Source organism: Streptomyces sp. NPDC050211 (genome assembly GCF_040656035.1).
Classification (GTDB): domain Bacteria; phylum Actinomycetota; class Actinomycetes; order Streptomycetales; family Streptomycetaceae; genus Streptomyces.
Genome location: NZ_JBFALC010000007.1, coordinates 231,199 through 243,800, shown reverse-complemented (window position 1 = coordinate 243,800; position 12,602 = coordinate 231,199). Strand labels below are relative to the sequence as shown.

The following is a 12,602-nucleotide window of genomic DNA, read 5'->3' as shown; positions in this document are numbered from 1 at the left end:
CCGGGCTGCGCGACCCACCCCGCCCCAGCCACCGCGCCGGGCCGCGCGACCCACCCCCGGCCCGCACCAGCCAGCGTTCACGTCACTCACACCGGATCCGCAGTTCCCCGCCCATCACCGGCAACCCCCCGCAAAAGATCCCGCCCGAACTCGACCATCTTCTTCGCGTAGTCCTCGGTCCACTCGGCCCGCTCAGCGATATCCGCCGCCGTCAGCCGATCAAACCGCCGAGGATCCGCCAACTGCGCGGCCGCGATCGCCTGAAATTCCACCGCACGATCCGTCGCCGCCCGAAACGCCTGCGTCAGCTCCGTCGCCCGCGCCAGCAACGCGCGCGGATCCTCGATCGACTCCAGATCGAAGAAGTGCTCCGGATCGTCAGCCACCTGCGCGGGCTCGAAGAGCAGGGGCGCGGGGCGTAGCCGCGGTTCGTTCCGACGCGGCGTGGGCTCCGCCATGTCTGTCTCCTCCTCGTACGTCATGGGCGGCCGGCCTGTGGAGCGGGCCACCGTCCATTGTCTCGCGCCTCCGCAAGTGGGCCTCCGGCACATGGCACCGGCACAGGCATCACGGCCGCCACCCCACCCGCCGCTCGGCCAGATGCGCCAGCACCGCGTGGTTCGCCTCCCAGCCGTCAGGGAACTTCACGACCGTCCCCAGCTGCACCGGCTCGGTCGACGGATATTCGTCCAGCAGGTCGCTCACCCCGGCCCGGCAGACCACGATGCAGGCGTGCCGGTGGCGGGAGGTGAGGACGCAGAGCCGTCCGGTCTCCAGGTGGAAGGCGGTCGCGTCGGGGCGGCCGGACAGGGGGTGAAGGATCACTGTCACGTCGTACTCCCGCCCCTGAAGCCGGTTCGCCGTGTCCACGGTGACATCGGGGACACCCAGCTCGCCCAGCGCCGCCCGTACCGCCGCCGCCTGGTCCCGGTGTGCCGTGCCAACCGCGATCCGGTCGGCGGTCAGGGGCGCCGGTCCGTCCGACCGCTCCGACGTGGCCGCACCGCCCCGGTCCAGCAGCCGTCGTACGACCGTCGCCACGGCCCGGACCGCCTCCGGATCGGTGCGCGGGGTGCGCCGGGCGGGCAGTTCCAGCAGGCCCCAGCCCGATGCGGCCGCCTCGTCGATCACCCGGTCGGGGCCGGAGCCGTCCGAGGGGACCGCGAAGGTCAGCCGCCGGTCGCCGTGGACCGTGCCACTGCGGAACGGCGTGTACGGGTAGAAGGCGTCCGACACCAGGGGCGCCGCGGACGCCGGGAGCCGCCAGGACACCGGGAGGCGGTGCTGCGGCAGCTCGGGGTTGTGGGCGAGCAGGGTGGTCACGGCGGAGCCGGACGGGTCGTACGACAGGCCCGCCCACTGCTCGCTGCCCACGATCGAGAACGGATCCAGCTGCCCCGGGTCGCCCACGAACAGCGCCCGCTCGAACAGCCCGGCCACGGCGAGCAGCGCGTCCGAGCGCATCTGGTAGGCCTCGTCGACGATCGCGTGCCGCCACGGCTCGTCAACCTTGACGTGCGCCCACTTGGCGGCCGTCGAGACCACCACTGGGAGGCCGGTCAGCTCGGCCGCCTTCGCGGACTTCCGTACCTGCGGAAGGTCGTCCAGCGCCTTGTCGTACGGGTCGGTGTCGCTGCTGTGCAGCCGGCCGACCGGCAGCTCGGGGTTCTTCTCGGCGAGCCTCAGCACCAGGTCGTCGACCTGGGCGTTCGTCTGCGCGACGACCATCAAGGGGCGCCCGGCATCGGCCAGTTCCAGCGCCGCACGGACCACGAGCGTGGACTTGCCGGCGCCGGGCGGGGAGTCGACGACGACGCCCCGATGCGTGCCGTGCAGGGTGTCGGCGAGGATCGCGTCGGTGGCGCGGGCGGCCTCCGCACCCGGGTCGAAAGCGGCCTGGGCCTTCACAGCACGTCCTCCGCGGTCATGGGGTCGGCCTCGGGGAGGACCGCCTCGCCGGGCGGCCCGCCATGGGTCCACGGGGTCTGCTCGGGGTCGGGCAGCTTGGCGCCGCCCCGCTGTTCGTGCTCGAAGAGCGTGAAGCAGACCGCGTCGCCCTTGTCCGGCACCGAACCTTCCTCCGGCACCTTGCCACGGCCCATCTTGTCGACGATCCGCAGCACGATCAGATCGTCCCCCGCGCGCTCGACGAACTCCGCCGCCTGCGGCTTCCCGCCCAGCGACCGGTACACCCTGACCCGCTCGCCGAGATGCGGCCGGTCGCCGGTGCGGACCGTGATCAGCGGGCGCGGGCTGGGGCGCTTGCTCTCGCTGTACGCCATGACGACATCCGTGATCTCGCCCGCGAACGCCTCTCCGGACAGCCGCCGCCCGGCCATCACCAGCGGGTCGTCGAGCGCCTCCTGGGCCTCCAGACGGGCCTGCTCCCGCTCGCGCGCGGCGAGCTTGTTGGCCGCGGTGACCGCGTCGTCGCGGCGCGGCTGCGGGGGCTCGCCGGCCACGATCCGGTCGCGATGGGCGGTGAAGGACCAGCGGTCGCGGGTCCACCGCTCCTCGATGTGCGCGCCGGTGGGCAGGGCCCGCAGCAGGTCGAGGCCCTGCCAGACCTTCTGCCAGGTGGGCAGCGTACGGCTCAGCACCAGGTCGCGGATCTCCCGCTCGGCGGCGGTGAGTTCACCGAGCCGGTTGTCCGCCTCCAGGCCGTCCTCGGCAGCGGCGAGGGCGGTGCGTGCGCCGTTGTAACGCTCGATGGCGGGCGCGAGCAGCCTGTTGTCGAAGGCCGGGTCGGTGGCCGGACCGGCGGGCGGGCACAGCAGCTGGCCCTGCCGGTCCCGCGCCAGCTCGGCCCGCAGCGCGGCCTCGGCTCCCGACTCACCCTCCGGGGGGTCGATCCACGCGAGCAGCGCGCCGAGGTGCTGGTCCTCGAGGCTGGACTGGCCGGTCGCCCAGTGCCGGGCCAGCACGTCCGTCATGGCCAGCAGCAGCGAGGAGCCGGGCACGCGGGCCCGCTCCCCGAAGTGGGTCAGCCACCGGCCCAGCAGCGGGACCCGGGGCGGCGCCGGATACGGGGTCTCCGGGTCCTGCACCGCCGTGCGCCGAAAGCGCATGGAGCGTCCCAGCAGTCGTACGAAATCGACGCCCGCGCGGCTCGGGACGATCAACTGCGGGGCGTCCGCGCACAGTTCGACCTCGACCTTGACCCGCTTGCCGGTCTCGGGGTCCGTCTCGGAGCGCTCGGCGGCCTCGACCGCTTCGGCGTACCCGTCGACATACGGCAGCACGACATCCGCCAGCTCCGCCAGGAACGCGAATCTGAGGTCGCGGTCGCGTGGCTGCGGTACGACCAGGAGGCGCGGCGCGTCCTGGTCGGTGCCCACCAGCGCGCCGAGCGGGGCGCCGGCCTCACCGGCGGTGGTGAGCGGCACGAAGACCAGGGGGTGGTCGGACAGATGCCGGTGCCGGACCGTGGCGGCGGGCTGGGCGTGACCGGTGGCGACGGCTTCGAGGCGGGCGAGAGTGGAGATCAGCGACACGGAGCGGCCTCCCCCGCACGCCGGTCGAGCGCCTCGGCCCGTAGCTCCGCCGCCCGGCGCAGCGCCGCCACCGCCGGGTCGTCCGGGTCTCCGGCCTCGCCGCGGGCCGCCGCGAGCACGTCCCCGACCGTCGTCAGCCCGCCCAGCTCGGCCCGCACCGAGCGGCCGAGGGAGGTCACCGCGCCGGCCGCGCGGGAGCGGTCACGGCAGTGGAAGGCCAGCTCGCAGGCGGACAGGCACTCGGGCGCGTAGGTCGCCGGAACCGACTCGACGGCCGCGGTCAGCTCGGCGGCGGGCAACTCGGGGGAGAAGCAGGTGTTCTCCGGGAGCGCGTCGGCGATGTCCTGGATGCGGGTGAGCCGGGCCAGCTGGCGGCCGGTCACCGCGCGCTGCTTGCGTACGTCGACGGCGGACGCCGTGGGCAGGTTGGAGAAGTCCTTCGGGCAGACCAGCAGCACCCGATGGCGTACGCGCGGGGTGGGGGTGAGGCGGGCCGCGACCTGCTCCAGTGCCAGGACGTACACCGCGGCCTGGCGGGCTGCCGCGCCCACCTTCGCCGGGTCCGCCGAGCCGTCCAGCATCGGGAAGGACTTGATCTCCACGACCGTCCAGCTGCCATCGGGGTGCACGACCACCGCGTCCGGCTCCAGGAAGGCGGGCGACCCGGCGACGTCGAGGGCGAGCATCGGATGGTCGAGCAGCGTCCAGTCACCGGCTTCCACGGCCTCGCGCAGCGCCAGCGCCGTACGCGCGGACCGCCCCTCGGGGCCGATCGCGGACAGGTCGGGCACGTGCGCGCGTGCGGGCGGCTCGGCGCTGCGGTCCAGCTTCTCGTGCACCAGCCGCAGCAGCTCCGCACCGCCGTCGGCCTTGACCTTCGCCTCGAACGCGTTGCCCCGGACGAACGCGAACTGCGACTGCCCGAAGGCCGACGGGGCGCCCAGCGCGCTCGCCAGCGCCGCCTTGTCCACCCCGGCGCCGTCGAGGATCGCGCGCCGCTTGCAGCCCGGGTTGGCGGCGAGTGCGGCCAGGGCACGGGCGTCCAGTGCCTTGGCCGGTACGTCGGGGCCGCGCAGCTCAGCGAGCCGGTGCCGGAGTGCTGTCCCCCGCGTCCTGGGGGGCGGCACTCGGCTCGGCTCCGGATCCGAACCGGGACTCGCGCTGCCGTGGAATGTGCTCACCCGGGGAAGTCTGGCATCCGCCACTGACAATTGAGGCCGGTGCGTCGACAGTGCCCGCTGCGCCGGACACGACCCGCGCCACCAGCCGCGTCCGGACCAGGTCGGCGACCCGCAGCACATACGGCGTCAGCAGGAACCCGGCGCCCATCACGGCCGCACCCGCGACCGCGTCGAGGAAGTAGTGGTTCGCGGTGCCCATCACCACGATCGTCGTCACCAGCGGGTAGACGACGGCGGCGACCTTGGTCAGACGCGTCCCGCCGTACCGCCAGAGGATCACGCCGCACCACAGCGCCCAGCCGCAGTGCAGACTCGGCATCGCCGCGTACTGGTTGGTCAGGCCGCCCAGCCCCTTCGGCGCGCTCGCGTCGCCGCCCCACCAGCCGTACGAGCTGTACTGCGCCATCGTGTCGATGAAGCCGTGGCTCGCGTCGAGCAGACGGGGCGGGCAGGTCGGCATCAGCGTGAAGCCGATCAGGCCGATGAAGGTGGACGTCATCAGCCAGGTGCGGGCGGCCCGGTAGTGCCGGGAACGGGACCGGAAGAGCCAGATCAAGATCGCGGGCGTGACGGCGTAGTGCAGCGACGCGTACCAGAAGTCGGCCGGGACGCCGATCCAGGGCTCGCGGGTGAACAGGCGGTTGAGCGGATGCTCCGCGTTGAGATGGAGGACCTTCTCGATCTTCAGGATCGCCAGGCCGTGGTCGACAGCCCTGGAGACATCGCCCCCGACGAGCAGCCGGCCGGCGGAGTAGCAGGCGTACACCAGCAGGATCAGCGGCAGTTCGGTCCACCAGCGCGGCCGGGTCCGTGGGGCTGCCTCGGTGCCCAGTGTCTCGGCGTGCGGCATCCGATCGCCCTCCCCCTTCTCGTCGCGCGGCCCCCGGCGCTCCGGACGTGCCACTTTACGGTGTATGCGCGAGCCCCCGAGGGGCGCCCCCGGCCCTGATAGACGCAGAGATCGCCCGGCGGGTTGCCCCTGCACGCCGTAGGCGATGATGAAGGGGTCCCACTCGATTCCTCATGGAATCCCTCTGGAAAGGTCTTCCATGGCACCGCGCATCCTGCTGGCCAGGCACGGACAGACGGCGTGGTCGCTGTCCGGTAGACACACCGGCAGGACCGACGTCCCTCTGCTCGAGGAGGGCCGCAGCGGCGCCAAACTGCTCGGCGAGCGGCTGCACCGGGCACCGTACGACGGTCTCCCCGGCGTCGAGGTGCGCACCAGCCCCCTGGCACGCGCGCGTGAGACATGCGAACTGGCCGGGTTCGGGGAACGCGCGCGTGCCTGGGACGTGCTCATGGAGTGGGACTACGGCGCGTACGAGGGCATGACGCCCGACGAGATCCAGTCCGGTCGGCCCGGCTGGCTGATCTGGCGCGACGGGGTGCCCGACGGGGAGAGCCTCGCCGAGGTGACGGCCCGTGCGGACGAGGTCGTCGCCTGGGCGCGGGCGGCGGACCGGGATGTGCTGGTCTTCGCCCACGGGCACATCCTGCGGTCCATCGGCGCGCGATGGCTGGGCCTGCCGCTCGATTTCGCGGCTCGGATACGGCTCAATCCCACGTCGCTGTCGGTGCTCGGGTGGGCGTACGGCGAGCCGGCGATCGAGAGCTGGAACGACCTGGGGCACCTGGGCGGGTAGGGCCTACGGGGCTGCTCATGCCGTACGCGGGAGCGACGCGTGGCGCTCCAGGAAGGCCGACACGTCCGAGGCGCGGCGGTGCGGGAGCAGCACGCGCGCGGTTCCCGCCAGCATGGTCTGGATGCGGGACGACTGGACCTCGTTGAGGAGATCCAGGACGCGCATGCCGGCCAGGGCCGCTTCGTCGGGGTGGCCGCCGCGGGCGAGGTCGTCGGCCAGTTCGGCGGTGTACAGGGCGATGTTGCGGGTGAAGTGCGGGTCCTGGAGCTGGGCCGCGCGCCGGGCGTGGCGGGCCGCGCGGGGCCAGTCGCCCAGGGTGGACCAGCACTGCGCCTCCAGACCCTCCAGTTCGGCCTCTCCGTAGAAGCTCATCCACTCGGGGTCGTCCTCCGAGGGGCCGCGGTCGTACAGGGCCTGGGCGCGGGCCAGTGCCTGCTCGCAGCCGGTGCGGTCGGCGAGCCCCGCCCAGCCGCCCGCCTCACGCAGTGCGAGCAGCGACATCAGGCGGGCGGAGCCCAGGGGACGTGCGACGCGTTGCGCGGCCTGCGCGGCGCGCAACGCCTCCCGCGGCCGTCCCGCGTCCCGTGCGAGGAACGCCGTGTTGCAGAAGGCGTGCGCCTCGAGGCCGGAGTCGCCGGACATCCGGGCGGTCGCGAGCGCCTCCGCGTAGTGCGAGCGCGCGTCGTCGAACCGGCCCGAGTCATGGGCCAGCCAGCCCACCGAGATGGCCAGCTCACCGGCGCCGGAGTGCAGGCGGTCGGCGGTCGTCTGCCGGGTCGCCCCGGCGTCGAGCAGCGCGTACGCGGCGCGCAGTGGGGCCGCCGCGCGCTGGTAGAGGCCGTCCGCGCCGTGCCGGTCGTCGAGCAGCCGGATTCTGCGGACGGCTTCCTCCAGGGCATCCGCCTCGCCCGCTCCGGAGCGGCGAGCCGGGCGCTGTGCGGCCGATGCGTCGGCGGCGAGCCCGATGGGGCCCAGGGCGGCGGCCACCGTGGCGCCACCGCCGGTCATGAATGCGCGACGTAGCACGTCGCTCTCCTCGTGGTTCTCGTGCGTCTCGTAGGGGTTCTGCGGGTCATACGGCTCGTACGCCCCCTCCGTCTCACCGGGTTCGTACGCCGGGCTTGTGGTGTGCAAGGGGGGAGCGTCCTCGGGGTTTCGCGCCCCGCGTCCGCGTACGGATGCGCGGGGCGCGAAGCCCAGGTCGGTGAGCGTGCGGCCGGGGAACATGTGCAGGAACACCCGCTCGTACGCGTAGTTGGGGCAGCGGATCTCACCCGCCTCGACCCGACCGATGTAGCGCGCGTCACAGCTGACCCGCTCACCGATCTCGCGGGCGGCTCGCCGGATCGCCGCGGCGAACTCGGCCGGCGAGCGCTGGGCGCGCAACTGCCGGAACGCGAGATTCGGCCGCGGTGGCCGGGGAGACTGAGACGAGGTCACCTTTGACGACGCCATGGCCGGGTCCTCTCGTGCGAACCGTCGAACCATGCCGGATATAGGGCTGGTTGTCCGTGAGGCACCCCTGTGTCCGGCGGGCAAGAACGTACCTGCTGTGTCGGAGCCACCACGCAGTGTTTGGCTACAAACCGGATATCTCATCCGTGATCTGCCATGAACTGCCATCCTTTGCGGCTGACTTCTCGCGTAGCCGTTGACGCGGCGACGCGTTGGACTCTGTGGACCGGGAGCCGCCCGACTCCCGACCCGCTCGTCCTAGGAGGGGTTCCGTGGTGGAGGCCGGGATGGAGACCAGCCAGAGAGTCGAAGCGTGTATGCCGTGTGTGCCGAGTGCCGCGGTGACGATGGCGGGGCATGCGCCGACGCCCGAGAGCAGCGCGACGCCGTTCGCCGCCGATGCGGACGGGTGCGACCTGGTGACCGTGCCCGCTCGGCAGGGGCTGGAGGCGGTCGACATCCTGCGGCGGGGGGCCGGGGACTCGGTGGGGCCGGTGCTGCACGACGACGGCTGCGACACGTTGGGCTTCGTGGTGCCGGCCGGGACTGCGGCGGGGTGGGATGTTCCGGGGAGTACGTGTACGGAGACGGATGGGCGGGGGCCGTGTGTGAACGTGAACCCCGAGCCGCCGGTGGAGGGGTCGGACTGGCTGCTGCCGCCGGGGGAGGCCGACCTGGCGACGGATCCGGCAGTGCTGCGGGCGGCGCTGGGGGAGGCGGCTCGGTTGATCGAGGCGGCGGACAACTGTCGGTGACGTGCGGTGTGACGTGACCGTCGGTGGGGGCTGGGCGGGGGGCGTTCGCGCAGCCCGGCGCTGACGGGGTGCCGCCTGCGCCCACCCGTGCCGCCCCAGGCGGCACGACTGCCCGCAGCTTGAGCGGGGTGGCGGGCGGCGGTTGCCCGCGGCTTGGACGGGGCGGGCGGCGGTCGTCCGCAGGCTGGGCGGGGCGGGTATTGGTGGCCCGCAGCTTGGGCGGGTGGGGCGGGCATCGGGCGCCCGCGGCTTGGGTGGGGTCGTCCGCAGGCTGGTGGGGGTGGCTGCCTCGATAATGGGTCAATGGGAAAGTCCAGGAGCTTGCGGCGGCGGGGTGCGGGTGAGGCGGCTGTCGTTGAGGCTGTGGATGGGGGGCTGGCCGAGCTCATACCTGATCGGGATCGCAGCCGGGGCTGGACGTTGCTCATCGACGGGGCGCCGCAGTCGTATGTGGACCTGGACGACCCCGCCCATCTCTCCTTCGAGTACCAGCGGCGGCTCGGTCACGTCGTCGATCTCGTCGCCGCGCCCGGCAGCCCCGTTCACGTCGTGCATCTCGGCGGTGGGGCGCTGACGCTGGCCCGCTATGTCGCGGCCACCCGGCCCCGGTCGACCCAGCAGGTCGTCGAGCGGGACGCCACCCTCGTACAACTGGTGCGCAAGCAACTGCCGTTGGAGCCGGGGGCCCGTATCCGGGTGCGGTCCGTGGATGCGCGGGAGGGGCTGGCCAAGGTGCCCGACGGATGGGCCGACCTGATCGTGGCCGATGTGTACAGCGGGGCCCGCACGCCCGCCCACCTCACCTCGACGGAATTCCTCGACGAGGTGCGCCGGGCGCTCAGACCGGGCGGCTGGTACGCCGCCAACCTCGCGGACGGCCCACCGCTGACCCACCTCCGGGGCCAGATCGCCACCGCGTCCGCCCGTTTCGCAGAGCTGGCACTAGTGGCCGACCCGACGGTGCTGCGGGGAAAGCGGTTCGGCAACGCGGTGCTGGTCGCCTCCGACCACCCGCTCCCCATCCCCGAACTAACCCGCCGAGCCGCCTCCGACCCCCACCCGGCCCGAGTCGAACACGGCAAACCCCTCACCGATTTCACCGGCGGAGCCACACCGGTGACGGACGCAGTGGCGGTAGCGTCCCCAGCACCCCCACCATCGGTCTTCCGCTAAAAACGCCGGGGTGCATCAGCGCCCCGAAAGGGGCGCGGGGAACTGCGCGACAAGCCCCCACGAACCCGCAGACGACAAACAACCAACCAGCGGAGCTAATACGTCCCGATCTCAACCCGAGGCGCACTGTCGTGCCAAGTACAGAACACCGACACCCGATCCGCCCCCTTCGCGAACTCCACCCGAATCCACGTCTCCGTCTTCCACACCTGCATCGACCACCCGGCGGCCGGCGAAGCCGACACCAGCGTCGCCGAGCTCTCACCCAGATCGAACACCGCGCGCCCACCCTCGGTGTCGTAGCTCTTGACCCGGCCGGAGGCGGTAGGAGAGGGGCTGGGGGCTTGCGTCGACGCCGAAGCCGAGGGCGTCGCACGCGGCTTCGGCGTCGACGGCGGCTCGCTCGACGGAGTCGCCCGCGCCGTCGAGGAGGACAGCGGTTTCGACTCCTGCGTGGTCGCGTCGCCGGACGTGATGGGGAGGGCGCGCGGCGGGTCGTATGCCGTGCCCGCCATCACCGTGTGGACACCCCACCACGACAGCGTGACCGCCGCGCCCGTGGCGAGCGTCCACGCGAGTACGTGTATGAGACCTCTGCGCATCGCGCGCCATACTGCCTCACGCGTCCCACCCGTGTCGCCCGGATGCGCACCGCCTGGAGTTATCCACAGGCGCCGGACCGGTGTCCATCGCATGGCGTACGGTGCGGCGCATGGCAAGTGTGCTCGTGGTCGAGGACGACCAGTTCGTACGCTCGGCCCTCATCCGGCATCTGACCGATGCCGCGCACACCGTGCGCAGCGTCGGCACCGCGCTCGAGGCGCTGCGCGAGGTCGCCCATTTCCGTTTCGACGTGGTCATTCTCGACCTCGGTCTGCCCGATCTGGACGGGTCCGAGGCGCTGAAGATGCTGCGCGGCATCACTGATGTCCCGGTGATCATCGCCACCGCGCGGGACGACGAGACGGAGATCGTCCGGCTGCTGAACGCGGGCGCGGACGACTACCTGACCAAGCCGTTCTCGGTCGACCATCTCTCCGCCCGGATGGCCGCGGTGCTACGGCGGTCCCGTGCGGCGGCGGGGGAGGCGCCCCCGTCCACCGTGATCCGGGTCGGCGGGCTGACCGTGGATCCGCTGCGCCGCCAGGCCGAGCTGGACGGCGTACGCCTCGACCTGACCCGGCGCGAGTTCGACCTGCTCGCCTTCCTGGCCGGGCGGCCCGGTGTCGTCGTGCCGCGCAAGGAACTGCTCGCCGAGGTGTGGCAGCAGTCGTACGGCGACGACCAGACCATCGACGTCCATCTGTCGTGGCTGCGCCGGAAGCTGGGGGAGACGGCGGCGCGACCGCGTTATCTGCACACCCTGCGCGGGGTCGGTGTGAAGCTGGAGCCACCAGGGGTGGAGCCATGAGGTGGGCGCTGGTCAAGGTCTCGCTGGCGGTCACCGCCATGGTCGTGGTCGCCTTCGCGGTGCCGCTGGGCCTCGTCATCAAGGAGATGGCCCGGGACCGTGCGTTCTCCAACGCCGAGCGGGAGGCCGCGGCCGTCGCCCCGGCGCTGTCCATCACCACCGACCGCGACCAGCTCGAGCGCGTCGTCGCCTCCGCGGGCTCGGATGCCGGGATGGCCGTGCACATACCGGCCTCCGACGGGGCCGCCGCCGTCGGCCTGGGCAAGCAGCGCGCCGCCGACGAGGACATCGCGACCGTACGGAAGCTGGGCCGGGCCTCCACCACCGAGGTGCCCGGCGGGTCCACGCTGCTGCAACCGGTCGCGCTGAGCTCCGGTGAGATCGCCGTGGTCGAGGTGTACGTCCCCGAGTCCGAGGTGACGAACGGCGTCGACACCGCCTGGGCCGTGCTGGCCGCGGTGGGCGTCGCGCTCATTGTCGGCTCGGTCGCGGTCGCCGACCGGCTGGGCGTACGGATGGTGCAGCCCGCGCAGCGGCTGGTCGAGGGCGCGCATGAACTGGGGGAGGGGAAGCTGGGCTCCCGGGTGCCGGAGGAGGGGCCGACCGAACTGCGGCTGGCGGCCGTCGCGTTCAACTCCATGGCCGATCAGGTCGTACAACTGCTGGCGAATGAAAGGGAGTTGGCGGCCGATCTGTCCCACCGGCTGCGCACCCCGCTGACCGTGCTGCGGCTCAACGCCGCCTCGCTGGGGGACGGGCCCGCCGCCGAGCAGACACGGGCCGCGGTCGCGCAGCTGGAGCGGGAGGTGGACACCATCATCCAGACGGCGCGGGAGGCCAAGCCGCAGACCGCTGCGCCCGGTGCCGGGGCCGGGTGCGACGCGGCCGAGGTGGTGCGGGAGCGGATGGGGTTCTGGTCGGCGCTCGCCGAGGACGAGGGGCGCAAGGTGCGGGTGGCCGGGGTCGACCGGCCGGTGCGGATACCCGTGGCCCGGGCGGATCTGGCGGCCGCGCTGGACGCTTTGCTCGGCAATGTCTTCCGGCACACCCCCGAGGGCACGGCCTTCGCCGTCGACGTGCACAACGGCGAGGACGCGGTGATCGTGCTCGTCTCCGACGCGGGCCCCGGCATCACCGACCCCGAGGCCGCGATGGCCCGCGGTCGCGGCTCGGGAAGCGCCGGCTCGACCGGCCTCGGGCTGGACATCGTGCGACGCCTCGCGGAGTCGACGGGCGGCGACGTGCGCATCGGCTCCTCGGTGCTCGGCGGCACAGAGGTGCGGATCTGGATCCAGCTGGACGGGCGGGCACCGGAGCGCAGGGGGCATCGGGGGCGGACGGTACGGCGGCGGAGGCGGTCGGCTTCCGTGAAGTGAGCGTTCGCCGACGCCCATGGGGGCGGTTTGGGCTCGGCCCTTTAAGGCGGGTTGGCCTCGGACTTTGGGGCCGGATTGGTCTCGACCTTTAACCCTCCCCGATCCCCTCCT

At 72.8% G+C, this 12,602-nt stretch carries 12 protein-coding genes; 5 read left to right on the top strand and 7 right to left on the bottom strand.

Going from position 1 to position 12,602, the window contains the following annotated elements:
- Positions 1-86 precede the first annotated feature (86 nt).
- The 5 genes from AB0I98_RS10580 to AB0I98_RS10560 all read right to left on the bottom strand — a co-directional run bounded on the left by AB0I98_RS10580 (position 87) and on the right by AB0I98_RS10560 (position 5,525).
- Positions 87-458: a hypothetical protein gene (locus AB0I98_RS10580; protein WP_210576758.1), complete on the bottom strand. Its 372-nt coding sequence runs from the start codon at positions 456-458 to the stop codon at positions 87-89.
- A 109-nt stretch (positions 459-567) separates the two neighbouring features.
- The gene (locus AB0I98_RS10575) at positions 568-1,908 is read right to left on the bottom strand and encodes an AAA domain-containing protein (RefSeq protein ID WP_362938336.1); all 1,341 of its coding nucleotides are present in this window, start codon (positions 1,906-1,908) and stop codon (positions 568-570) included.
- On the bottom strand, positions 1,905-3,494 hold the full coding sequence (locus AB0I98_RS10570; RefSeq protein WP_362938334.1) for a hypothetical protein: 1,590 nt from the start codon (positions 3,492-3,494) through the stop codon (positions 1,905-1,907). Before AB0I98_RS10570 ends, AB0I98_RS10575 begins: the two co-directional genes overlap by 4 nt.
- Positions 3,485-4,621 (bottom strand): hypothetical protein, encoded by a 1,137-nt coding sequence (locus AB0I98_RS10565; protein WP_362938331.1) that lies wholly within the window; start codon positions 4,619-4,621, stop codon positions 3,485-3,487. The genes AB0I98_RS10570 and AB0I98_RS10565 overlap by 10 nt, the downstream gene beginning before the upstream one ends.
- Positions 4,572-5,525 carry a phosphatase PAP2 family protein gene (locus tag AB0I98_RS10560; protein ID WP_362938360.1) on the bottom strand — a complete coding sequence of 318 codons (954 nt, stop codon included), beginning with the start codon at positions 5,523-5,525 and terminating at the stop codon, positions 4,572-4,574. The genes AB0I98_RS10565 and AB0I98_RS10560 overlap by 50 nt, the downstream gene beginning before the upstream one ends.
- Before the next feature lie 199 nt (positions 5,526-5,724).
- Here AB0I98_RS10560 and AB0I98_RS10555 point away from each other — a divergent pair, with 199 nt between their 5' ends.
- Positions 5,725-6,321 carry a histidine phosphatase family protein gene (locus tag AB0I98_RS10555; RefSeq protein WP_362938328.1) on the top strand — a complete coding sequence of 199 codons (597 nt, stop codon included), beginning with the start codon at positions 5,725-5,727 and terminating at the stop codon, positions 6,319-6,321.
- A 15-nt stretch (positions 6,322-6,336) separates the two neighbouring features.
- Here the strand turns inward: AB0I98_RS10555 and AB0I98_RS10550 are convergent, their stop codons facing one another.
- Complete coding sequence (locus AB0I98_RS10550; protein WP_362938325.1) at positions 6,337-7,776, bottom strand: tetratricopeptide repeat protein; 1,440 nt, start codon at positions 7,774-7,776, stop codon at positions 6,337-6,339.
- A gap of 272 nt (positions 7,777-8,048) precedes the next feature.
- Between AB0I98_RS10550 and AB0I98_RS10545 the strand changes: the two genes are divergently transcribed.
- Together AB0I98_RS10545 and AB0I98_RS10540 are read left to right on the top strand one after the other, a co-directional pair.
- Entirely contained in the window at positions 8,049-8,531 is a 483-nt protein-coding gene (locus AB0I98_RS10545) for a hypothetical protein (protein WP_362938322.1), read from the top strand.
- Positions 8,532-8,834: 303 nt separating this feature from the next.
- Positions 8,835-9,704: a fused MFS/spermidine synthase gene (locus AB0I98_RS10540; protein WP_362938319.1), complete on the top strand. Its 870-nt coding sequence runs from the start codon at positions 8,835-8,837 to the stop codon at positions 9,702-9,704.
- A gap of 95 nt (positions 9,705-9,799) precedes the next feature.
- Here AB0I98_RS10540 and AB0I98_RS10535 read toward each other — a convergent pair whose 3' ends face one another.
- Positions 9,800-10,306: a hypothetical protein gene (locus AB0I98_RS10535; protein WP_362938316.1), complete on the bottom strand. Its 507-nt coding sequence runs from the start codon at positions 10,304-10,306 to the stop codon at positions 9,800-9,802.
- 110 nt (positions 10,307-10,416) lie between these two features.
- Here AB0I98_RS10535 and AB0I98_RS10530 point away from each other — a divergent pair, with 110 nt between their 5' ends.
- Together AB0I98_RS10530 and AB0I98_RS10525 are read left to right on the top strand one after the other, a co-directional pair.
- Positions 10,417-11,115 carry a response regulator transcription factor gene (locus AB0I98_RS10530; RefSeq protein WP_301981285.1) on the top strand — a complete coding sequence of 233 codons (699 nt, stop codon included), beginning with the start codon at positions 10,417-10,419 and terminating at the stop codon, positions 11,113-11,115.
- On the top strand, positions 11,112-12,491 hold the full coding sequence (locus tag AB0I98_RS10525; RefSeq protein ID WP_362938313.1) for a HAMP domain-containing sensor histidine kinase: 1,380 nt from the start codon (positions 11,112-11,114) through the stop codon (positions 12,489-12,491). Before AB0I98_RS10530 ends, AB0I98_RS10525 begins: the two co-directional genes overlap by 4 nt.
- The last annotated feature ends 111 nt before the right edge of the window (positions 12,492-12,602 follow it).